Annotated in this window: 18 protein-coding genes; 10 read left to right on the forward strand and 8 right to left on the reverse strand. The window is 72.8% G+C overall.

What is annotated here, in order from left to right; all coding sequences use genetic code 11:
• The first annotated feature begins 165 nt into the window (after nt 1-165).
• Nucleotides 166-1,083, forward strand: coding sequence for an SGNH/GDSL hydrolase family protein (locus tag ACIP8Z_RS13955; RefSeq protein WP_402082752.1), 918 nt, complete (start codon nt 166-168; stop codon nt 1,081-1,083).
• A 57-nt stretch (nt 1,084-1,140) separates the two neighbouring features.
• Here ACIP8Z_RS13955 and ACIP8Z_RS13960 read toward each other — a convergent pair whose 3' ends face one another.
• Nucleotides 1,141-3,600: a beta-glucosidase gene (locus ACIP8Z_RS13960; protein WP_402082755.1), complete on the reverse strand. Its 2,460-nt coding sequence runs from the start codon at nt 3,598-3,600 to the stop codon at nt 1,141-1,143.
• A 150-nt stretch (nt 3,601-3,750) separates the two neighbouring features.
• Between ACIP8Z_RS13960 and ACIP8Z_RS13965 the strand changes: the two genes are divergently transcribed.
• Together ACIP8Z_RS13965 and ACIP8Z_RS13970 are read left to right on the forward strand one after the other, a co-directional pair.
• Nucleotides 3,751-4,326: a TetR/AcrR family transcriptional regulator gene (locus tag ACIP8Z_RS13965; protein ID WP_402082758.1), complete on the forward strand. Its 576-nt coding sequence runs from the start codon at nt 3,751-3,753 to the stop codon at nt 4,324-4,326.
• Entirely contained in the window at nt 4,323-5,036 is a 714-nt protein-coding gene (locus ACIP8Z_RS13970) for a carbon-nitrogen hydrolase family protein (RefSeq protein ID WP_402082761.1), read from the forward strand. Before ACIP8Z_RS13965 ends, ACIP8Z_RS13970 begins: the two co-directional genes overlap by 4 nt.
• A 133-nt stretch (nt 5,037-5,169) precedes the next feature.
• Here ACIP8Z_RS13970 and ACIP8Z_RS13975 read toward each other — a convergent pair whose 3' ends face one another.
• Nucleotides 5,170-7,335, reverse strand: a complete 2,166-nt coding sequence (locus ACIP8Z_RS13975; RefSeq protein WP_402082763.1) for a M4 family metallopeptidase — start codon at nt 7,333-7,335, stop codon at nt 5,170-5,172.
• 173 nt (nt 7,336-7,508) lie between these two features.
• Between ACIP8Z_RS13975 and ACIP8Z_RS13980 the strand changes: the two genes are divergently transcribed.
• Nucleotides 7,509-8,471, forward strand: a complete 963-nt coding sequence (locus ACIP8Z_RS13980) for a LysR family transcriptional regulator (RefSeq protein ID WP_402082765.1) — start codon at nt 7,509-7,511, stop codon at nt 8,469-8,471.
• A 28-nt stretch (nt 8,472-8,499) separates the two neighbouring features.
• Here the strand turns inward: ACIP8Z_RS13980 and ACIP8Z_RS13985 are convergent, their stop codons facing one another.
• The 4 genes from ACIP8Z_RS13985 to ACIP8Z_RS14000 all read right to left on the reverse strand — a co-directional run bounded on the left by ACIP8Z_RS13985 (nt 8,500) and on the right by ACIP8Z_RS14000 (nt 11,810).
• The gene (locus ACIP8Z_RS13985) at nt 8,500-9,324 is read right to left on the reverse strand and encodes a pectate lyase (RefSeq protein ID WP_402082768.1); all 825 of its coding nucleotides are present in this window, start codon (nt 9,322-9,324) and stop codon (nt 8,500-8,502) included.
• Nucleotides 9,325-9,337: 13 nt separating this feature from the next.
• Nucleotides 9,338-10,177 carry an EI24 domain-containing protein gene (locus ACIP8Z_RS13990; protein WP_402082771.1) on the reverse strand — a complete coding sequence of 280 codons (840 nt, stop codon included), beginning with the start codon at nt 10,175-10,177 and terminating at the stop codon, nt 9,338-9,340.
• Between the two features lie 126 nt (nt 10,178-10,303).
• Entirely contained in the window at nt 10,304-10,726 is a 423-nt protein-coding gene (locus ACIP8Z_RS13995) for an organic hydroperoxide resistance protein (protein ID WP_402082773.1), read from the reverse strand.
• Nucleotides 10,727-10,790: 64 nt separating this feature from the next.
• The gene (locus ACIP8Z_RS14000) at nt 10,791-11,810 is read right to left on the reverse strand and encodes an NADP-dependent oxidoreductase (RefSeq protein WP_402082776.1); all 1,020 of its coding nucleotides are present in this window, start codon (nt 11,808-11,810) and stop codon (nt 10,791-10,793) included.
• Nucleotides 11,811-11,925: 115 nt separating this feature from the next.
• Here ACIP8Z_RS14000 and ACIP8Z_RS14005 point away from each other — a divergent pair, with 115 nt between their 5' ends.
• Nucleotides 11,926-12,363 (forward strand): MarR family winged helix-turn-helix transcriptional regulator, encoded by a 438-nt coding sequence (locus ACIP8Z_RS14005; protein WP_030321890.1) that lies wholly within the window; start codon nt 11,926-11,928, stop codon nt 12,361-12,363.
• 58 nt (nt 12,364-12,421) lie between these two features.
• Here ACIP8Z_RS14005 and ACIP8Z_RS14010 read toward each other — a convergent pair whose 3' ends face one another.
• A complete protein-coding gene (locus ACIP8Z_RS14010) occupies nt 12,422-12,829 on the reverse strand; it encodes a MerR family transcriptional regulator (RefSeq protein ID WP_402083825.1) in 408 nt (135 codons plus the stop codon).
• Between the two features lie 75 nt (nt 12,830-12,904).
• Between ACIP8Z_RS14010 and ACIP8Z_RS14015 the strand changes: the two genes are divergently transcribed.
• Nucleotides 12,905-13,813, forward strand: coding sequence for an NAD(P)-dependent oxidoreductase (locus ACIP8Z_RS14015; protein WP_402082778.1), 909 nt, complete (start codon nt 12,905-12,907; stop codon nt 13,811-13,813).
• 54 nt (nt 13,814-13,867) lie between these two features.
• Here ACIP8Z_RS14015 and ACIP8Z_RS14020 read toward each other — a convergent pair whose 3' ends face one another.
• Entirely contained in the window at nt 13,868-14,788 is a 921-nt protein-coding gene (locus tag ACIP8Z_RS14020; protein ID WP_402082781.1) for a hypothetical protein, read from the reverse strand.
• A gap of 253 nt (nt 14,789-15,041) precedes the next feature.
• On the opposite strand from ACIP8Z_RS14020, the gene ACIP8Z_RS14025 reads away from it, so the two are divergent.
• From ACIP8Z_RS14025 to ACIP8Z_RS14040, 4 genes are all read left to right on the forward strand, one after another.
• Nucleotides 15,042-16,103 carry a rod shape-determining protein gene (locus ACIP8Z_RS14025; RefSeq protein ID WP_402082784.1) on the forward strand — a complete coding sequence of 354 codons (1,062 nt, stop codon included), beginning with the start codon at nt 15,042-15,044 and terminating at the stop codon, nt 16,101-16,103.
• A gap of 54 nt (nt 16,104-16,157) precedes the next feature.
• Nucleotides 16,158-17,699, forward strand: coding sequence for a GAF domain-containing protein (locus tag ACIP8Z_RS14030; protein ID WP_402082786.1), 1,542 nt, complete (start codon nt 16,158-16,160; stop codon nt 17,697-17,699).
• Nucleotides 17,700-17,798: 99 nt separating this feature from the next.
• The gene (locus ACIP8Z_RS14035; protein WP_402082788.1) at nt 17,799-19,034 is read left to right on the forward strand and encodes a nitrate/nitrite transporter; all 1,236 of its coding nucleotides are present in this window, start codon (nt 17,799-17,801) and stop codon (nt 19,032-19,034) included.
• A gap of 60 nt (nt 19,035-19,094) precedes the next feature.
• Nucleotides 19,095-20,537: an acyl-CoA synthetase gene (locus tag ACIP8Z_RS14040; RefSeq protein WP_402082790.1), complete on the forward strand. Its 1,443-nt coding sequence runs from the start codon at nt 19,095-19,097 to the stop codon at nt 20,535-20,537.
• Nucleotides 20,538-20,599 lie beyond the last annotated feature (62 nt).

The following is a 20,599-nucleotide window of genomic DNA, read 5'->3' on the forward strand; positions in this document are numbered from 1 at the left end:
GGATGTGACGTGATGTAATTTACCGGAGCCGGTCGGCAAAGGTGCCTCTGGTTCGACGGGGGAAAAGCTACCGTGCCGCACCGTCATCGGTGTGACGTACGGTCGGTCCGGGGGCGGGTGAACACGAAGCTTTCACCCGCCAGGACGCCGAAGGAGGGGCCGGGGATGCGCGGCCGACGCAGAATCCGAACCGCTGTCGCCACCGCGACGGCGGCGCTGCTGTGCGCGGGGGCCCTGTCCGGCTGCACCGCCGGGGAGCCCGCGGCCAAGGCCCCGGAGGCCGGAGCCACCCCGAAGGCGGCACCGAGGACGGCCCCGAAAGCGGCACCGAAGCCGGCCTCCCTGTGGGACGTCTCCCCCTCCTCCGTCGCCGCCGTCGGCGACTCCGTCACCCGCGCCTTCGATGCCTGCGCGGTCCTCGCGGACTGCCCCGAGTCGTCCTGGGCGACGGGCACGGACACCTCCGTGAACAGCCTCGCGCTGCGCCTGCTCGGCCCGGAGAAGGTCGCCACCCGCAGCTGGAACCTGGCGAGGACCGGGGCACGGATGGCGGAGCTTCCCGAGCAGATGGCCGTGGCGGCCGCCGAACGTCCCGAGCTGGTCACGGTGATGATGGGCGCGAACGACGCCTGCCGGGCCACCCCTGACCTGATGACCCCGGTCGCCGACTTCCGGGCGCACTTCGAGACGGCGCTCGCCCGGCTGCGGAAGGGCGCGCCGAAGGCGCAGGTGTACGTGGCGAGCGTGCCGTCCCTGATGCATCTGTGGTCCACGGGACGGGTCAGCCCGAGAGGGCTGGAGGTGTGGAAGCTGGGGATCTGCGGCGCGATGCTGTCGGACGCGGAGGACCTGAGCGCCGCGGCGGAGCGGCGGCGCACCGAGGTGCAGGACCGGGTGGTGGCGTACAACCGGGTGCTCTCGGAGGTGTGCGCGAAGGACGAGCGCTGCCGGTACGACGGCGGGGCGGTCTTCGGATTCCGGTTCGACAGCGGGCAGTTGAGTCCCTGGGACTTCTTCCACCCGAGCCGGGACGGACAGGCGCGGCTCGCGGAGCTCGCGTACCGGCGGATCACGAAGGAGTGAGGACCCCGGGGCGGTTGTCAGGTGCCGCCCCGGGGCCGTTCGTGGGGGCCCCCGCCGTCAGATCTCGACGGTGGTGGTCAGGCGGGCGTCCGTGTGGGAGTGCGCCGCCAGGACCTCGTATGTCCCGGCGACGAGGGTCCAGTCGTTCTTCTCCTCGTCCCAGATCTCGAAGGCGCGGCGGGGCAGCTCGATCCGGGCCTCGGCGGTCTCGCCGGGGCCCGCCTCGACGTTCGCGAAGCCGGCCAGCCAGCGGGCGGGGCGCTCCGCGGTGTCGTCCACGGGCGCCAGGTAGACCTGGACGACCTCGCGGCCGGCCCGGTCGCCGGTGTTGGTGAGCCGGACGGTGACGGTGTCGGGGCCGGCCGTCAGGGAGTCGTACGACCAGGTCGTGTAGCCGAGGCCGTGGCCGAAGGCGTACGCGGGGACGGCGCCGGCCTTGTCCCAGGCGCGGTATCCGATGAACACGCCCTCCGCGTAGTCGAGTTCGCCGTCGGTGGGGGTGGTCTCGGTGACGGGGACGTCGGCGAGGGCGACGGGCCACGTGGTGGGGAGGCGGCCGCCGGGCTCCTCGGCTCCGGTGAGGACGTCGGCGAGGGCGGCGCCGCCCTCCTGGCCGGGGAACCAGCTGAGCAGGACCGCGGCCACCTCCTCGCGCCAGGGCAGCTCGACCGGGGAGCCGGCGTTGACCACGACGACGGTGTTCGGGTTGGCGGCGGCGACGGCCCGTACGAGGTCGTCCTGGCGGCCGGGGAGGGCGAGGTCCTTGCGGTCGAAGCCCTCGGACTCGACGCGCTCGGTGGTGGCGACGACCACGACGGCGGTGTCGGCGGCGCGGGCCGCCTCGACGGCCTCGGCGATCAGTTCGTCGGGGTCACGGCGCGGACCGAGGTGGACGAAGGAGAACATGACGGCCGGCAGCGGGGCCGCGAACTCCTTGTCGAGGGTGTGGAGCAGGGACACCTCGACGGTCTCGCCCGCGGTGAGCGTGACCTTGGCGCGCTCGACCGGGGAGCCGAAGAAGGCCTCGAAGGGGTCGGTCTCGGGGCCCATGGCCTGCACGCCCTCGTAGACGGTCTCGCCGCCGACGGTGAGGGTGTACGCACCGAGGCCGCGGGTGCCGAAGGAGTGCTCGCCGGACTCGCGCGGGGTGAAGGTGCCGACGACCTCGATGGAGGCGAGGGCCTCGTGGGTGACGCCGGCCGGGAGGTCGTCGCCGATCCACTGCACCTGACCGTTGGGCAGGGAGCCCTCCCCGAGCACGACGCCGGAGGCGTCGCGGCAGCGGGCGCGGAGGGTGAACCCCTGATCGGCGGGGGTGAGTTCGTCGCTGGGGTCGGCTCCGACCGCGAAGGAGAGAGCGCCGTCGGGGAGGACGGCGGTGAGGCCGGCCAGCGGGGAGACGACGTGCTCGGGGAAGACCTGGGCGGAGCCGCCGCCGAGGACGCGGGCGTCGCGGGCGGCGGCGCCGGAGAGGGCGACGGTCGTTCCGGCGGCGAGGGGCAGCGCGCCGTTCTCGTTGCGGACGAGGACGAAGCCGCGGCGGGCGATCTCGCGGGCGAGCGCGTCGCCGTCGAGGGCGGCCGGGGGTTCGGTGACGACCGGCGGGGCGCCTTCGAGGGCGCCGACGCGGGCGGCGAGCCGCAGGACGTTGCGTACGGCCGCGTCGACCGTGGACTCCTCGACCTCGCCGGCGCGGACGGCGGCGGCGAGCGCCTCGCCGTAGACGGTGCGCGGGCCGGGCATGGCGACGTCGAGGCCGCCCTCGATGTCGCCGGTGGTGGAGCGGGCGGCCATCCAGTCGGAGACGTTGAAGCCGTCGAAGCCCCACTCGCCGCGCAGAACCGCGTTCACGAGGTGGCGGTGCTCGGTCATGGTCACGCCGTTGACCCGGTTGTAGGCGGTCATGATGCCCCAGGGGTGGGCGTTCCTGACGATGGCCTCGAAGGGGGCGAGGTAGAGCTCGCGGAGGGGGCGCGGGGCGATCCTGTTGTCGACGGTGAAGCGGTCGGTCTCGGCGTCGTTGGCGACGAAGTGCTTGACGGTGGTGCCGACGCCGCCGTCCTGGACGCCCCGGACGTAGCCGGTGCCGACGGCGCCGGTGAGGAAGGGGTCCTCGCTGTAGGCCTCGAAGTGGCGGCCGCCGAGCGGGGTGCGGTGCAGGTTGACCGTGGGGGCGAGCAGGACGTGGACGCCCTTGCGGCGGGCCTCCTGGGCGAGGAGGCGGCCGGCGAGGCGGGCGAGGGCGGGGTCCCAGGCGGCGGCGAGCGCGGTCGGGGACGGCAGGGCGACGGACGGGTCGTCGGCGGTCCAGCGGACGCCGCGGACACCGATGGGGCCGTCGGACATGACCAGGGACTCCAGGCCGATCTCCGGCAGGGCGTGCAGGGACCACATGTCCTGGCCGCCGAGCAGCCGGGTCTTGGTGTCCAGGTCGAGCTTGGCGAGCGCCGCCTCGACGGCCTCTTCCCGTGCGGTGTTCGCCGCTGCCCGTGCCGTGTCCGCGCTGGTCTCCGTCATGGCCGTACCTCCTCGTTGACGTACCGATGACCCCGATGACGTCATCGTGCACCCACTTCCCTGTAGATCGGTAGGTGATGTTACTTCTTCGTTATCTTAGGGACGAGGTACCGTCCTGTTCGGAACGACGAGCGGAGAGGGGCCACGGCGATGGTGCGGGCCAGGAGCGAGGAGCGGCGGGCGGACATCCTGCGCGCAGCCCTCGAAGTGATCGCCGAGCGCGGCTACCGGGGCGCCACCCTCGGCTCCGTCGCCGAGCGCGTCGGGCTCACCCAGCAAGGGCTCCTGCACTACTTCCCGACGAAGGAGGCGCTGCTCGTCGCCGTCCTGGAGGAGCGCGACCGCTGGGACACGAGCGGCGGCCGGGACCGCGAGGGCTGGCGGCTCGACCTGCTCGAATCGCTCGTCGAGTACAACGCGATGCGGCCCGGCATCGTGCAGACCTTCTCCGCGCTGCTCGGCGAGAGCGTGACGGACGGGCACCCGGCACGGGAGTTCTTCACCGAGCGGTACGCACTGGTGCGGACGAACATGGCGCAGGTGCTGCGCCTGGAGTTCGGCGACCGGCTGCCGAGCGGGCTGAGCCCGGAGCGCGCGGCGCCGCTCCTGACGGCGGTGATGGACGGGCTCCAGTACCAGTGGCTCCTGGACCCGACGGCGGTGGACATGCCGGGCGCCTTCCGCGATTTCCTGCACCTTCTCCACGGAACGGACCATCGATCGTGATCGTCGCAGCCACCCAGTTCGCCCCGGTCGCCGGGGACATCGCCGCCAACGTCCGGACCGTCGCCGACCTGGTCCGGGCCGCCGGGGCCGAGGGCGCCCGCGTGGTCGTCTTCGCCGAGCTCTGCCTCAGCGGGTACGAGCCGACCCTGATCCGGGACACCCCCGGACTGGTCCTCACCGAGGACGACCCCCGCCTGGAACCCGTACGGGAGGCCTGCCGCGTCGTGTCGGCGGCGGCCGTCGTCAACGGTCCGGTGCGGACGGCGGACGGCCGGACCGCGGTCACGACGCTGGTCATCGGCCCGGCGGGCGAGCTCCTCGCCCGGTACGACAAGCAGCACCTGTACGGGATCGAGCAGGAGGTCTTCGCGCCGGGCACGGCCGACGGGCGGTTCGCGCTCGACGGGGTCCGCTTCGCGACCGCCACCTGCTACGACAACCGCTTCCCCGAGCTGGCCGAGCGCGCCGCCGCCGACGCGTGCGCGGTGTACCTGGCGAGTTCGGTGCTCGCCGCGGACAACGACTCCTTCGAGACGGTGTATCCGGTACGGGCCCGGGACTTCGGCCTGTACGTGGTGCTCGGCAATGTCCTCGGGGCCAACGAGGACGGCGTGGGCGGCGGCGCGGCCGGGGCCTGGGGCCCGGACGGCGAGCGGATCGCCGACGCGGGGCCGGACAAGCCGGGGTTCGTGCTCGCCGAGGTCGGCTGACCCGCGGAACCGGCCCAGAAGGAGCCGGGCGGCAGGCTCACAGGAAAGGGCCGGGCGGCCGTGGGACATCGGCCGCCCGGCCCCGGACCGCCGTCACGGAACCCCCTGGTCCGTGACGGCGCCCCGCCCCCCGTTACGGGGCGCTCAGGCCCAGCGTGTACGCGCCGGAGCCGCTGTACGCGTGGACGATGTACCGGTAGTAGCCCGCGGTGCCGTAGTAGCTGGTGTCCTCGTCGGCCGTCGCGGTGCCGCCGACGGCGACGTCCACCCAGCCCGCGCCGTTCCACTTCTGCAGGTAGAGGTCGTAGTCCTTGCCGGCCGGGCCGCGCAGGCAGCCCACGTGGGTGCCGGAGGCCGCCGAGTAGTAGTACGAGCCGTCGGGCTGGACCGCGGTCTGGCCTGAGGTCAGGCTGCCCTGGTAGGTGTACTCGGAGTTCGCGCAGCCGGTGGGCGGGGTCGTGGTGCCGACCGACAGCTGGTAGGTGACGGTGTGGGTGGCGGAACCCGTACCGGTGACGGTGATCGGGTAGGTGCCGTTGGCCGTGCCCGCCGCGACCTGGACGGTCATCGTCGAGGCGTTGCCGGAGGTCACCGACGCCGGGCTGAAGGAGACCGTGACACCGCTCGGGGCGCCGCTCGCGGAGAGCTGGACGGTCTGCGCGCTGCCGCCGGTGGTGCTGGTGTTCACCGTGGAGGTGACGGAGGCACCGGCCTGGACCGAGCCCGAGGACGGGTTCAGGGCGAGCGAGAAGTCCGGGGTGGTGGTGCCGCCGCAGTCGGTCTCACCGGACTGTGCGGGGACGCCGATCGCGTTCCAGGCCGCCTTCACCGCGTTGCACTCGACGCTGCCGTAGGTGTTCTTGGCGCTGGTCAGGGTCGCCCTGCGGGCGGCCAGGTGGTTCCAGGAGGAGGTCTTCATGAGCAGGGCGCCCATGAAGACCTTGCCGGCCTTCTGGATGCCGATGCCGGTCACGGAGGACGGACCGCCGGAACATATGGGGCTGCTGGGCTTGCCGCCGCCCGGGTTGGAGCCCTCGGCGAGGAGGTAGAACCAGTGGTTCTGCGGGCCGGCCGCCGCGTGCACCTCGGTGCCCGAGGTCAACTGGGGGTAGCAGTTGGGGTCGTTGCCGACGAGCGAGGGGTTGTACATGTTCCGGATCGGCTTGCCGTCGCCGAAGAAGTTGACCTTCTCGCCGACCGTGTAGTCCGGGGTGTCGTTCGGGTTGTTGGCGTAGTGCTCGGTGAGCGCGCCGAAGATGTCGCCGGTGGACTCGTTGAGCCCGCCGTTCTCGTTGGAGGAGCCGGCGCTGCCCGGGGTCCGGTCGAAGATCTCGTGGCCGTACTCGTGCGCCACGACGTCGATGCCGGTGAGCTGGTTCGAGCCGGTCTGGGCTCGCCCGTAGGTCGTCTTCGTGCCGTCGTAGTAGGCGTTGACCTCGGAGAGTCCGGCGCGGGCCGGGACCATGCCGCCCTGACCGTTCTGCCCGTTGTAGCCGAACCACTCCTTGAGCATGGAGTGTTCCTTCTGCGCCGCGTACATGATGTCGACGCAGGCGGTCACCAGGTCGTTGGCGCCGTTGTTGCCCCAGGGCGAGGAGCCCGTGTACGCGCTGCCGTTCTGCCCGCCGCACTTGAAGCCGCCGCGGCTGGTGTCGGTCATGGAGCTCGCGGCCGTGTCGATGGTGACGTTGCCGTTGTGATAGCCGCGGCCGTCGGCGTGCAGGATCTTGTCGGTGGCCCGGGCGACGGAGCCGGTACGGGCGTCCACGTAGGTGTCGAGCGAACTCGGGGCGTCCTGCGCGGTCCGGCCGACGACCAGGGTGTGCCAGGTCAGCACGGCCTTGCCGCCCTTGAGGAGCACGGTCAGCTCGGGGGCGCTCGCGCTCTCCACCGAGGCCAGCTGCCCGCGGGCGGTGGCGAGGGCCGCGGCGGCGGTCACCTTCGCCTTGGTGGAGACCTTGATGGCGGGCGCCGGGGCGCCGGTGACCTCGCGGACCTTGCCGGAGCTGTCGGAGAGGACGACCGCGTCGCCGCCGACGACCGGGAGGCCGCGGTAGGTGCGCTCGTACGAGGCGTAGTACAGGCCGTTCGACCAGGGGGTGACGGACGTCCGGACGAGGTCCTCGTCGGCGCCGTGGCGGAGCTCGTCGAGGCCGCTGGCCGCGGCGCCGTCGGCGGCGGCGAGCGCGAGGGACTTGCCGTGGCCCGGGGGTACCGGCTGCGCCTGGGGGGCCGCGGTGGCGGTGGCGGTGCCGGCGAGGGCGGTCGCGAGGCTCGCCGAGAGTGCCAGGGCGGCCACGGCCGCCGTGATTCTGCTGGGGTGCAACGTCTGCTCCGATCGGGGTGGGATCGTGGTGGGGGAGACGGATCGTCGCGCCGAGTATGGGCGTGGACATGACTGGTTCGGGACATCTCATCCGGCATAAGACGCGGGTTATGGTGCGGCCGCGCGGTGCTGCGTACGCTGCTGAAATGCAGCTGGAGTTGAGGCATCTCGAGGCCGTCTGCCGGATAGCGGAAGCGGGCAGTCTGGGACGCGCGGCCGGGCGGCTCGGGGTCTCCCAGCCGGCGCTCTCCGCGCAGCTCCGGCGCATCGAGCGGGTCGCGGGCGGGGAGCTCTTCCTGCGCGGCCGCAACGGCGTGGAGCCCACCCCGCTGGGCGAGTTCGTCCTCTCCAAGGCGCGGCTCGTGCTCGGCGAGATGGACGCGCTCGCCGCCGGGGCGCGGGCCGTCGCCCCGGGCACGCCGCTGCGGCTCGGCTGCATCCTGCTCGTTCTGGTCGACGGGCTGCTCGGGCAGCTGGAGCGGGTGATGGCCGGTCAGGACATCTCGGTGACCGTGGAGCACTCGGCGACGACCCTGACCCGGCAGCTCGGCGCGGGCCGGTACGACGCCGTGCTGTACGGGGAGGTCAACGAGCACGAGGTCGCCCTGCCCGAGGGCACCACGGCCAGGACCCTGGTCCCCAGGGAGCCGTTCTGCGTGCGCCTCTCGGCCGCGCACCCGCTGGCGGGGAAGGAGCGGATCGCGCTGGCCGAGCTGGCCGGCGAGTCCTGGATGACGCTGGTGGAGGACGACGACGGCGGGCCCGAGGCGCTGGTCGCCGCCTGCGCGAAGGCCGGGTTCACGCCCTCACTGCGGCACCGGGTCGCCGACCGGAAGATGCACTACGCCCTGATCGCCTCGGGCCGGGCGATCTCCATGAGCCAGCCGACCGCCCCGTACGCGGAGGGCACGGTCCTGCGCCCCCTGGAGGGCGATCCGGTCCTGGGCCGGATCCGGCTGGCCTGGAACAGGGCGGCGGTCCCCGCCCGGCAGGCGGAGCTGCTGTACCGGGCGGCGGTCCACGCCTATCTGGCGAACGTCGGCAACAACGCCTTCTACCGGGAGTGGTGGGACGCCCGGCCGGAACTGCACCCGGTCCTCGACGTCTGAGACGACGCCGGGGACCGGGTGCGTACGCCTAGTCGTACGAGAGGTCGCCGGCGGAGTAGCGGCACGTGGTGCCGTCCGGGCCGGTGCCGGTCTCCTTGGGCTCCTTGCCGGTGTTGTTGCCTGTGAAGCGGGTGCACGGCTTGATCTTCTTCTTGGTGTCGCCGTGGATCCGGACGTTCCGCAGGGAGGCCGTGTCGCCGTAGTTGGCGTTGACCCCCACGACCGACGTGCCGGGCGCGGTGATGTCGACGTCGTTGACCAGGATCGTCCGCTTGTACTGCTTCTTGCAGTTGCCGCAGGACCGGACGAGCTTGCCGAAGTCGGAGACCTGGAACCTGGTCACGACCAGCTTGCCCGCGCCGTTGAACTGGAAGACCTTGTCGGACGCGCTCCTCGCGCCTCCGCCGTACACCGTGTAGACCGAGGACGCCGAGGTGCCCTTGAAGGTGGCGGCGTCCTCGCCGACGTTCTCCCACCAGACGTTCTGCAGGGTGCAGCTGCCGAGGCAGTGGACCCCGTCGGCGGCCGGAGAGCCGATGATCACGTTCTTGAGGACCGCGCCGTCCTTGAGGACGAAGAGCGGCTGCTGGTTCTCGTCCTGGCCGTCCGAGCCCAGCTCACCGGTGCCGTGGAAGCGCTGGAGCCTGCCGTCGTAGGTGCCGGAGACCTCGATGGACGCGGGGACCGGCTTGCCGCCCTTGGCCTGCGGCCAGGCGGGCAGGGCGCTCGCGGCGCCCGCCGGGGCGAGCAGGCTCGTGGTGACGATCGCCGCCCCGGTGACTCCGAGGGCGCTCAGGCCGCCGATGATCGCCCGCCGACGGCCCGTCTTCCGCTTGTGTGACGCTGAGGTCATGATGCTTCTTCCTTCAGTGGGGGAGGTGGTGCACCCCTTGGTCGCCACCGGAGGAAGGAAGGTTGCCGCCCGGGTGATCGTTTTCCCGGACGTTCTCGTCCCGGTCGTCGCCGACGGTCTCGCCGCCCAGCTCGCGGGCCATCAGGGTGGCCCCGGCGACCGCTCCCGGCATCAGGAAGACGGCGACGAAGGGCACGAGGAAGGCGAGGGTCAGCGGGACGCCGAAGCCGAGGACGGCCATCCGGCGCCCGCGCAGCAGCTGGAGCCGCTCCTTGAGCTCGACGCCGCGGCGCTGGAACGCGACGGACGTCAGCTCCTCGGCGAGGAAGAAGCCGGAGACGCAGAAGCCGATGACGGGGACGACGGTCTGGCCGATCACCGGGATGAAGCCGCAGGCGAAGAGCAGGACGCCGTAGAACGCGACCCGCAGCAGGACCCGCAGGCTGTCACGGGCGGAGATCCACAGCTCGCGCCAGAGCGGAAGCCCGGACTCGGGCACCTCGCCGCCCTCGCTGCGGTCGACCTCCTCGGAGAGCGACTCGTAGAACGGCTGGCCGACGAGCAGCGTCACGGCGGTGAAGGTGATGACCGCGAGGAAGAGGCCGAAGGCGACGACGAGGGCGGTCAGGGTGCCGCGGAAGATCCCGAGCCAGGGGGAGCTCCAGTCGTCGGCGAACGGGGTCACCCAGGTGGCCAGGTCGTCGGCGCCGTAGCCGAGGCCGACGAGCGCGCCCGCGTAGAGGACGAGGGTCACGAGTCCGGGCAGCAGCCCGAAACCGAACCACCGTCCGTGCGTGCCCACCCACTTCTGGCCCTTTACCAGGTAACCGAAACCCACCCCGAGATCGCGCATGGGGGTCACCCTATCGGGGCCCCCGCGGCGGCCCGTACGCGGCGAGGACCGCGCCCCGACGGCGGTCGGGGGCGGTCCTCGGTCAGCGGGCGATCAGGTCGTCGAGCGCGTCGTCGACCGGTGGGCTCAGACGGCGAGCTCGACCGTGATGTTGCCGCGGGTCGCCTTGGAGTACGGGCAGACCTGGTGCGCCTTCTCGATCAGGCTCTTCGCCGTCTCGGCGTCCACGTTCGGGATGGACGCCGAGATCTTGACGATGATGCCGAAGCCGTCGTCGTTCTTGCCGATGCCGACCTCGGCGGTGACCGTCGAGCCGGAGATGTCGGCCTTCTCGTTGCGGGCGACGACGCCGAGCGCGCCCTGGAAGCAGGCGCTGTAGCCCGCCGCGAAGAGCTGCTCGGGGTTGGTGCCCGCGCCGGAGCCGCCCATGGTCTTGGGCGGGTTCACGACGAAGTCGAGCTTGCCGTCGTCGGTGGCGACACGGCCGTCACGCCCGCCCTCGGCGGTGGCGACGGCGGTGTAGAGGACGTCGGAGTGCTGGATCGGCATGCGAGGTACTTCCTTCATGGGTTCGCCGCGACTCGCGCCCACGATCGCGGCGGCTGAGGGAAGACTAACCGGTCACCGAGACGATCATCTTTCCGGTGTTGTCGCCGCGGAGCAGTCCGAGGAAGGCGTCCACGCCGTTCTCGATGCCCTCGACGAAGGTCTCGCGGTGCTTGAGCTCGCCGGCCGCGAGCCAGCCGCCGACCTCCTGGACGAACTGCTGCTGGAGGTCGTAGTGGTCGCCGACGAGGACGCCCTGGAGGCGGAGCCGCTTGCCGATGATCATCGCCATGTTGCGCGGGCCCGGGACCGGCTCGGTGTCGTTGTACTGGGCGATCATGCCGCAGATGGTGGCGCGGCCGTGCACGTTCAGCGAGGAGATCGCGGCTTCGAGGTGGTCGCCGCCGACGTTGTCGAAGTAGACGTCGATGCCGTCCGGGGCGGCCTCACGGAGCTGATCCTTGACCGGGCCGTTCTTGTAGTTGAAGGCGGCGTCGAAGCCGAGCTCCTCGACGAGGAACTTCACCTTCTCGTCGGAGCCGGCCGAGCCGATCACACGGGAGGCGCCCTTGAGGCGCGCCATCTGGCCGACCTGGCTGCCGACGGCACCGGCGGCGCCGGAGACGAAGACCGCGTCGCCCTCCTTGAAGGAGGCGACCTCGAAGAGGCCGGCGTAGGCGGTGAGGCCGGTCATGCCGAGGACGCCGAGGTAGGCGGAGAGGGGGGCGAGCGCCGGGTCGACCTTGGTGGCGTGCTGGGCCGGGACGTCGGCGTACTCGCGCCAGCCGAGGCCGTGCAGGACGTGGTCGCCGACGGCGAAGCCCTCGGCGTTCGAGGCGATGACCTCGCCGACCGCGCCGCCGTCCATGGGGTGGTCGAGCGTGAACGGCGGGATGTACGACTTCACGTCGTTCATCCGGCCGCGCATGTACGGGTCGACCGAGAAGTGCAGGTTCCTGACCAGGATCCGGCCCTCGGCGGGCTCGGTGACGGGGGTCTCACGGAGCGCGAAGTCGGCGGGGGTCGGCCAGCCGTGCGGACGGGCGACGAGGTGCCACTCACGGCTGGACGCGGGAAGTACGGACATGAGCACGGCCTCCAGAGAACGTACGAAAAGCTTCAGATCACAAAAGTTTCACTACCTGAAACAACCATGCACCTAGATATTTTATGTTGTCAAGTATCTGGGTAGGATGGAGGGCATGGCCACTCCACGCACGGACCCCCTGACCCTCGAAGTCGTCGAGCTGATCGGCACGGTCGTCGCGCGCTACTACGAGGAGTACGAGCAGGCCGCCGCGCAGCACGCGCTGACCGGCGCGCAGGCCCGTGTCCTCGGCCTGCTCTCGCTGGATCCGCTGCCGATGCGCCGCATCGCGCAGAAGCTGAAGTGCGAGCCGTCCAACATCACCGGGATCGTGGACCGCCTGGAGGCCCGTGGCCTGGTGGAGCGGCGGCCCGACCCGGCGGACCGCCGCGTCAAGCTGGCCGTCCCCACGGAGGAGGGGCGCGCGACGGCCCACCGGCTGCGCGAGTCCCTGGACTTCGCGCGCGAGCCGCTCGGTGAGCTCACCGAGGCCGAGCGGACGCTGCTGCGGGACCTGCTGAAGCGGATGCTCGGCGTCCAGCCGGACGTCTAGAGCGGCGCGGGGACCCGCGCCGCTCAGGCGGGGACGGACTCCGGGTCCGGGACGGAGCTCAGGCCGGGACCGACTCCCGGTCGGAGCCGTCGAAGGGCGGATAGTTCTCGGCACCCATGCGCTCGGCCGCCTCGATGTAGACGGCGAGCGCGTCGCGGGACCGGGCGAGCCGCTCCATCTGGTCCTCGATCCGCCCCATCCGCGACCGCATGGCCGCCACCAGCTCGGGGCAGCCGGCCAGCTCGGGGACCTCGCCGACCGCGCACGGCAGCAGATACGCGATGTCCTCCGATGACAGCCCCGCGCCGAGCAGATGCCGGATCTGCCTCACCCGCAGCACGGCGCTCTCGTCGTACTCCCGGTATCCGTTGGAGCCGCGGTCGGCCTCCAGGAGGCCCTGGGCCTCGTAGTAACGCAGCTGATGGGTGTGGACACCCGTCCGGCGGCCCAACTCCCCGATCCGCACAGCAACCTCGCCCTCGTGCACCCGCTCACGCGCGCGCTTGACCTTCACACCGGTATCAACGTTGACGATGCTGTCATGACCGACAGAACAGCCGCACCTGTGAACGCATCCGCCGCCGCCCCCGTGACCGTCATCGGACTCGGCCTGATGGGCCGGGCACTCGCCGGTGCCTTCCTCAGGGCCGGACACCCCACCACCGTGTGGAACCGTACGAGCTCCAAGGCCGCCGCGCTGGTGACCGAGGGCGCGCACCTGGCGCCCTCGATCGGTGCAGCGCTCGACGCGAGCCCCCTGGCGATCGTCTGCCTCACCGACTACGAAGCCGTCCACGAGCTGCTCGACGCGGACGACGTGAAGCTCGACGGCACGACCCTGATCAACCTGACCTCGGGCGACTCGGCGCAGGCCCGCGAAACCGCCCGCTGGGCCGAACGCCGCGGCGCCCGCTACCTGGACGGCGCCGTCATGGCCGTCCCGCCGGTGATCGGCACCGCCGAGGCGGTCATCCTGCACAGCGGCCCGAAGGCGGACTTCGACGCCCACGGCCCCACCCTCGAAGCGCTCGGCACCCTCACCCACCTCGGCGAGGACCACGGGCTCGCGTCCCTGTACGACGTGGCCGGCCTGGCCATGATGTGGAGCGTCCTGAACGCCTGGCTCCAGGGCACGGCCATGCTGAGGAAGGCGGGCGTCGACGCGGCCACCTACGCGCCGTTCGCCCGGCAGATCGCCGCCGGAGTCGCCGACTGGCTCCCGGGGTACGCCGAGCAGATCGACGCCGGCTCCTTCCCGGCCGAGGTGTCCGCCCTGGAGACCGACGCGCGGGCGATGGAGCATCTGATCGGGGAGAGCGAGGCGCTGGGAGTCAACGCCGAACTCCCGAAGCTGTTCAAGTCCATGGCGGACCGTGCGATCGCCGCCGGCCACGGCGGCGAGCAGTACCCGGTCCTGATCGAGGAGTTCGGCAGGCCCGAGGCCGGCTGACGCCGACCGGCACCGGCTCACACCGGCCGACGGGCCTCCGACGGGCCCTGCGGCTCAGACGCACCACCAGAGGAACGGGGTGCACGTCTTGGTCGGACTCGGGGTCGGCGTGGGGGTGGGCGTGGCCGACGTGGCCGTGCTCGACGGGGTCGGGCCGGTGGCGGTGGGCGTGCCGGACGGAGGCGTCTCGGCCTTCGTGGCCGACGGGGTCGCGCTGGGTGTCGCCCCGGGCCGGGTCACCGGGTCGGTGGGCGTCGACGGGTGCTGCGGGGCGCCCCCGTTCCCGCTCCCCGTGCCGGGGCCCGTACCCGTCCCCGTCCCCGTACCGGAGCCCGTACCCGATCCTGTGCCCGATCCCGAGCCCGGGCCCGTGCTGGTGTCCGCGCTCACCTGGCGGGGGCGGTTCGGCGCGGACGTGACCGGCGACGGGCCGCCGCCGTCCGGGGCGGCGGTCGTCTCGACCGGCTCCGGGGCCAGCGGGGACTCGGTGACGTCGAGTTCCTCCACCGCCGTGGCGGCGCCCGCCTGGTCCGGATCCTCCATGGCGAGCCGGGCCATGCTCAGCGAGGCGGCAGCGAGCACCAGACCGAGGGTTCCCACCAGGACCGTACGGCCCCGTCGGCTCCGCCCGCGGCGGCCCTTGCGCGAGGCGGCGCGGCCGCGGTCGGCGGACCTGCCCTGCGCGGCACCGCGGGCGGCGCGGCGGCCGCCGGGGGCCGGGCGGGGCGGTTCGAGGACGTCGAGTTCGTAGACGTGCTCGGGCGCGGGCGCGTACGCCTCCCCGGCGCCGGTCCCGGCGCCGTGCTCGGGCCCGGCAGGCTCCACCGGCCGGGCCGACGGGAACGCCTGGACGGGCTCGGCCGGCCGGCCGGGTATGTGGGGGGTCTCGTACCGCAGTTCCTCGACGGGAGTCCCGCACCCGGCACAGGCGAGGGCCCCGTTGAGATGCCGCCGGCACGCGTGGCAGTAGTCCATGGGGCCCGCAGGCTATGCGGCCGGGTACGGCCGCAGGTAGGCGCGGAAGTGAGGATTCTGTGAGGAATCCGCAGGTCGTCGGCGGTGCGTCGTGATTCTCCCGCTTCGGTACGTCCTGCCGGGCGCGCCGGAGCGGGCCCCGGGCGGCTCAGCCCAGCGCGCGCCGCGCCCCCAACGGCCGGACGATGCCAGGAGGACCGCGTAACGCGAGCCCACCTCGCCCGTGCCAGCACCGCACTCCGGAGGATCCGCCGTGACCGTCAGCCTTGAGCAGCTGCGTCGTTGCCATGTCGCCGTCGACCTGGGTGCCGCCCGCACCCGGGTCTTCGTCAAGGGCGCCGGACTCGTCGTCGACGAGCCGAGCGTCGCCGCCGTCAACACCCGCACCGGAGCGCTGATCGCCGTCGGCGCGCTGGCCGAGAAGATGACCGGCCGCACCCCCGACTACATCCGGGTCGTCCGCCCGGTCTCGGGCGGCACGGTCGTCGACATCGAGATGGCGCAGCGCATGCTCCGTCACCTCCTCGGCGAGAAGCTGCGCCGTCAGCTCCGCCGCAAGCCCCGGCTGCGCGCCGCCGCCTGCACCCCGCACGACAGCGACCCGCTCGCCCAGCGCGCCGCCGTGGAGACCCTCGTCGGTCTCGGGGCCCGCCGCGTGGAGCTGGTCGACACGCTGATCGCGGCGGCCGTCGGCTGCGGCCTGCCGGTCGAGCAGCCGACCGCCACCATGATCCTGGTGTGCGGGGCGGCGACCACACAGGTCGCGGTGCTCTCGCTCGGTTCGATCGTCACGGCGGAGCGGATGCCGGTGGGCGGCGACGCCATCGACCACGCCGTCATCCAGCACCTGCGCCACCACCACGAACTGATGCTGCCCAGCCAGTCGGTCCGTCCGCTCCAACTCGCACTCAGCGGCAACGGCCTGACGCCCCACGGTCCGGCCTGGACCGAGATCCACGGCCGTGACGTCGCCACGGGCCTGGCCCGGTCGGTGACCGTCGACACCGCCGCCGTGCGGGAGGCCATCCACACGCCGCTGACGGCGGTCCTCGACGGCATCGGGAAGGTGCTGCGGGACTGCCCGCCGGACCTGGTGGCCGACCTCGCGGACCGCGGAATCATGATGGTCGGCGGCAGCGCCCTGCTGCCGGGTCTCGACCAGATGCTGCGCGAGGCGACCGGCATGCCGGTCCACATCGCCGAACGGCCCGACGTCTGCGCGGTCCTGGGCCTCGGCGCGATGCTGGAGGGCAAGGTCCAGCCGATGGTCCTCGACCCGCTGGCGGAGCGGAACCCGCTGACCGACGAGGAATGAGTGCCGAGCGGACACAATCCCGCGAAACCGAACGATTCGTACGACAATGAGACCATGGCGATCATGGACGAGGACAGGGGCGGGGCCACGGACGAGGACGCGCCCCGCCTGCCCATGCTGCTCGAAGCCGTCCTCAGTGTCGGCACGGACCTCGAACTCCGCGCCACCCTCCAGCACATCGTGGACTCCGCCACCGAGCTCACCGGGGCCCGCTACGGCGCGCTCGGGGTCGTCGACCCCGAGCGCGGCCGCGTCACCGAGCTCTTCACCGCCGGTATGACGGACGAGGAACGGCGGCGCGTCGGGGGCCTGCCCGACGGCCACACCGGGCTGCTCGGCGTCCTCGTCCAGGACCAGCGGCCGCTGCGGGTCGACGACCTGACGGCCGACCCGCGCTCCTCCGGCGTGCCCGAGGGGCACCCGGAGATGCACTCCTTCCTCGGCGTCCCCATCCGGGTCCACACCGAGGTCTTCGGCAATCTGTACCTCACCGAGAAGCGCGCCGGCGGCTTCACCGAGGAGGACCTCTCCCTGCTCCGGGTCCTCGCCTCGCAGGCCGGCATCGCGATCGGCAACGCCCGGCTGTACGAGACCGCCCGGCAGCGGGAGCGCTGGATCGAGGGCGCGGCGGCGGTGACCACGGCCCTGCTGACCGGCGCGTCCGCCGAGAACGCGCTGATGACCGTCGCCGAGCGGGCCCGTATCCTCGCCGGCGCCTCGGCCGGGGTCGTCCTCCAGCCCACCCCCGAGGGCGGGATGGAGATCGTCGCCGCCTCGACGACGGACGACCCGGGTGATCTGGTCGGGACGGCGATCGCCCCCGGCTCCCCCGTGCTCGTCCAGCTCCTCGGCGGGGAGCCCGTGTTCATCGAGGACTCGGCGACGGACCCCCGGATGACCACCCCCGTCCGGTCCCGCTTCGGGCCGTCGATGATGCTGCCGCTGCAGAGCGGCGGGAAGCTCATCGGCACGCTCGCCCTCCCCCGGCGGCGCGGCGACCGGCCGTACACGGCCGTCGACCGGCTCCTCGCCTCGCAGTTCGCCTCGCAGGCGGCGCTCGCGCTCGTCCTCGCCGACGCGCGGCACGACAGGGAACGGCTCGCGGTGTACGAGGACCGGGACCGGATCGCCCGCGATCTGCACGACCTGGTCGTCCAGCGCCTGTTCGCCACCGAGATGATGCTGGAGTCCACCCGGCGGCGGGCGGTCGACTCCTCCGAGGACAACACGCTGCTCGGGCGGGCGGTGGACGAGCTGGACTCCACGATCCAGGAGGTCCGTACGACCATCTTCGCGCTCCAGCAGCCCCCGGCGGACGCCCCCACGTCCTTCCGGGGGAAGGTGCTGAGGGAGACCGGCGGGGCGGCGGTCCTGCTCGGGTTCCAGCCGTCCGTGCACTTCTCCGGAGCCGTCGACACCCTCATCGACGAGGAGACGGCCGGCCGGCTCCTGGCCGCCCTGCGCGGGGCGCTCGCGGCGGCGCACCGGCGGTCGGGGATCGGCGCGATGACCGTGGAGGTGTCGGTCGGGGACGAGGGGGCCCGGCTGCGGGTCACGGACGACGGCACTCCGCCGACGACGGTGACCTGGCCGTAGGTCAGGCACGGGGACGCCCGTACGAAACCCCGTGCACGGGGGCACTCGTACGGAGCAGTCCCGCGCGCCCCCCGCCCCTCCCCGATCTTGACTGGAGGCGTGGACACCGAGACCAAGCCCCCGACCGCGGCGGCCTACCGCAACCTGGTGACGGCCACCATCGGCTTCACGCTCACCTTCTGGGCGTGGGACCTGATCGCGCCCCTCGCCAGCTGGTACGGCGACCGGCTCGAACTCAGCTCCTTCGAGCAGTCGCTGCTCGTCGCGGTGCCCGTCCTCGTCGGCTCGCTCGGCCGCATCCCGGCCGGCGCGCTGACCGACCGGTACGGCGCGAGGCTGATGTTCCCGCTGGTCTCGGCGCTGACGATCATCCCCGTCCTGCTGCTCGTCGTGGTCAAGGACACCTACGGCCTGCTGCTCGTCGTCGGGTTCCTCCTCGGCCTCGGCGGGACGACGTTCGCGATCGGCATCCCGCTGGTCAACTCCTGGTTCCCGCCCGAGAAGCGCGGTCTGGCGCTCGGCGTCTTCGGCATGGGCATGGGCGGTGTGGCGCTCTCCGGCTACTTCACGCCGCGCATCGCGAAGCACGGCGAGAACCTGCCGTTCATCGTGGTGGCGGTCGCGCTCGCGGCGTACGCGGTGCTCGCCACGTTCCTCATCACCGACCGGCCCGACCGGCCCGTGCCCACCGCCTCCCTGGCGACCCGGCTCGGCGCGGCGGGGCGGCTGCGGGTGACGTGGGAGCTGTCGGCGCTGTACGCGATCGGCTTCGGCGGCATCGTGGCGTTCGGCGTCTATCTGCCGACGTACCTGAAGACCTGGTACGAGCTGGACCCGACGGACGCGGGGACCAAGGCGGCCGGATTCGCGCTGGTGACCGTCGTCTTCCGGCCGATCGGCGGCTGGCTCTCGGACCGGATCCATCCGGCGCTCGTCACGGCCGCAGCGCTCGGTGTGGTGGCGCTCCTCGCGATCGTCCAGGCCTTCGACCCGCCGCTGAACCCGGGCGGCACGATCGCCCTGCTGATCATGGCGGCGGGTCTGGGCACGGCGAGCGGTTCGGTGTTCGCGCTGGTCTCGCAGGTGACCCCGCAGGCGAAGGTCGGCAGTGTAACGGGCATCGTCGGTGCGATGGGCGGGCTGGGCGGGTTCCTGCCGCCGTTGGTGATGGGCGCGATCTACAGCGCGAAGGGGTCGTACTCGATCGGCTTCATGCTGCTGTCGGATCTGGCGCTGGCGGGGTGTGTGTACGCGTGGGGGCGCATGCGCGGGATCCGCCCGGAGGGCGAGGACCCGGCGCCGGAGGCGACGAAGGTCACGGCGGGCCGTCCCTGACGGACGGCAGAATGCCTCCCGGAACCCTCGATCTCGACCACGACCCGAGGAGTACGACCGGTGAGTGCGCTCTTCCCTGCCCTTGCGGCCCCTTCCGACCGGCCCGCGCTGCGCTGCGGTCCGGACACCCTGACGTACGAGGAGTTGGCGCGGGCCGCCGGGGCCCTGGCCGCTCGGATCGAAGGGGGCGGGCGGGTCGCCGTCTGGGCCACGCCGACCGCGCACACGGCCGTCGCGGTCGTCGGGTCCCTGCTCGCGGGCGTGCCCGCCGTACCGCTCAATCCGCGGACGGGCGAGCGCGAGCTGGCGCACATCCTCGACGACAGCAAGCCCTCGGCCGTGCTCACCGGCGCCGAGGACGTGCTGCCCGCCGGCCTCGCCGGGCTGCCCCGGATCGTCGTGGACCTGACGGCGAGCGGCGCGCCGGTCGCGGAGGCGGCCGACGCCGAGTCCCCCGCCCTGATCGTCTACACCTCGGGCACCACCGGCCCGCCGAAGGGCGTCCTGCTGTCCCGGCGGGCGATCGCCGCCTCGCTCGACGCGCTCGCCGAGGCCTGGTCGTGGACGGCCGACGACGCCCTCGTGCACGCGCTGCCGCTGTTCCATGTGCACGGGCTGATCCTCGGGATCCTGGGGCCGCTGCGCCGGGGCGGGGAGGTCCGGCACCTGGGCGCGTTCTCGGTGGAGGGCGTGACGCGGGAGCTCGGCGGCGGCGGCACGATGCTGTTCGGCGTACCGACCATGTACCACCGGCTCGCGGACGCGCTCGCCGGGGACACCGGACTGGTCCGGGCGCTGGCCGGGGCGCGGCTCCTCGTCTCCGGGTCCGCGGCGCTCCCGGTCCACGACCACGAGCGGATCGCGGCGGCGACGGGCCGGACGGTCGTGGAGCGGTACGGGATGACGGAGACGCTCATGAACACCAGCGTCCTGCCGGGCGGCGAACCGCGCCCGGGGACCGTCGGCCTCCCGCTCGCGGGTGTGGACCTGCGGCTCGTCGAGGAGGACGGCTCGGTGCTGAAGGAGTTCGACGGGGAGACGGTGGGCGAGGTGCAGGTGCGGGGCCCGAACCTGTTCTCCGGCTACCTCGGCCGGCCCGACGCGACGGCCGCCGCCTTCGACGGCGACTGGTTCCGCACCGGCGACATGGCGGTCCGGGAGGCGGACGGCGCGGTGCGGCTCGTCGGCCGCAGGGCGACCGACCTGATCAAGAGCGGCGGCTACAAGATCGGGGCGGGCGAGATCGAGAACGCGCTCCTCGACCACCCCGGGGTGCGCGAGGCGGCCGTCACCGGCGAGCCCGACCCGGACCTGGGCGAGCGGATCGTGGCCTGGGTGGTGCCGGAGGACACGGAGAAGCCCCCGACGGCGGAGGAGCTGGCCGGCCACGTCGCGCGCCTGCTCGCCCCGCACAAGCGGCCCCGGGTGGTGCGCCTTCTCGACGCCCTCCCCCGCAACGACATGGGCAAGGTCCTCAAGAAGGCGTTGACCGCAGGTGGTTGAGCGGACGGAGCCTGGCCCCCTCCCGCCGTGAGCGGGAGGGGGCCAGGCCGTCGGCACAGGGA

This window comes from Streptomyces sp. NPDC088553, assembly GCF_044752965.1.
Lineage (GTDB): Bacteria > Actinomycetota > Actinomycetes > Streptomycetales > Streptomycetaceae > Streptomyces.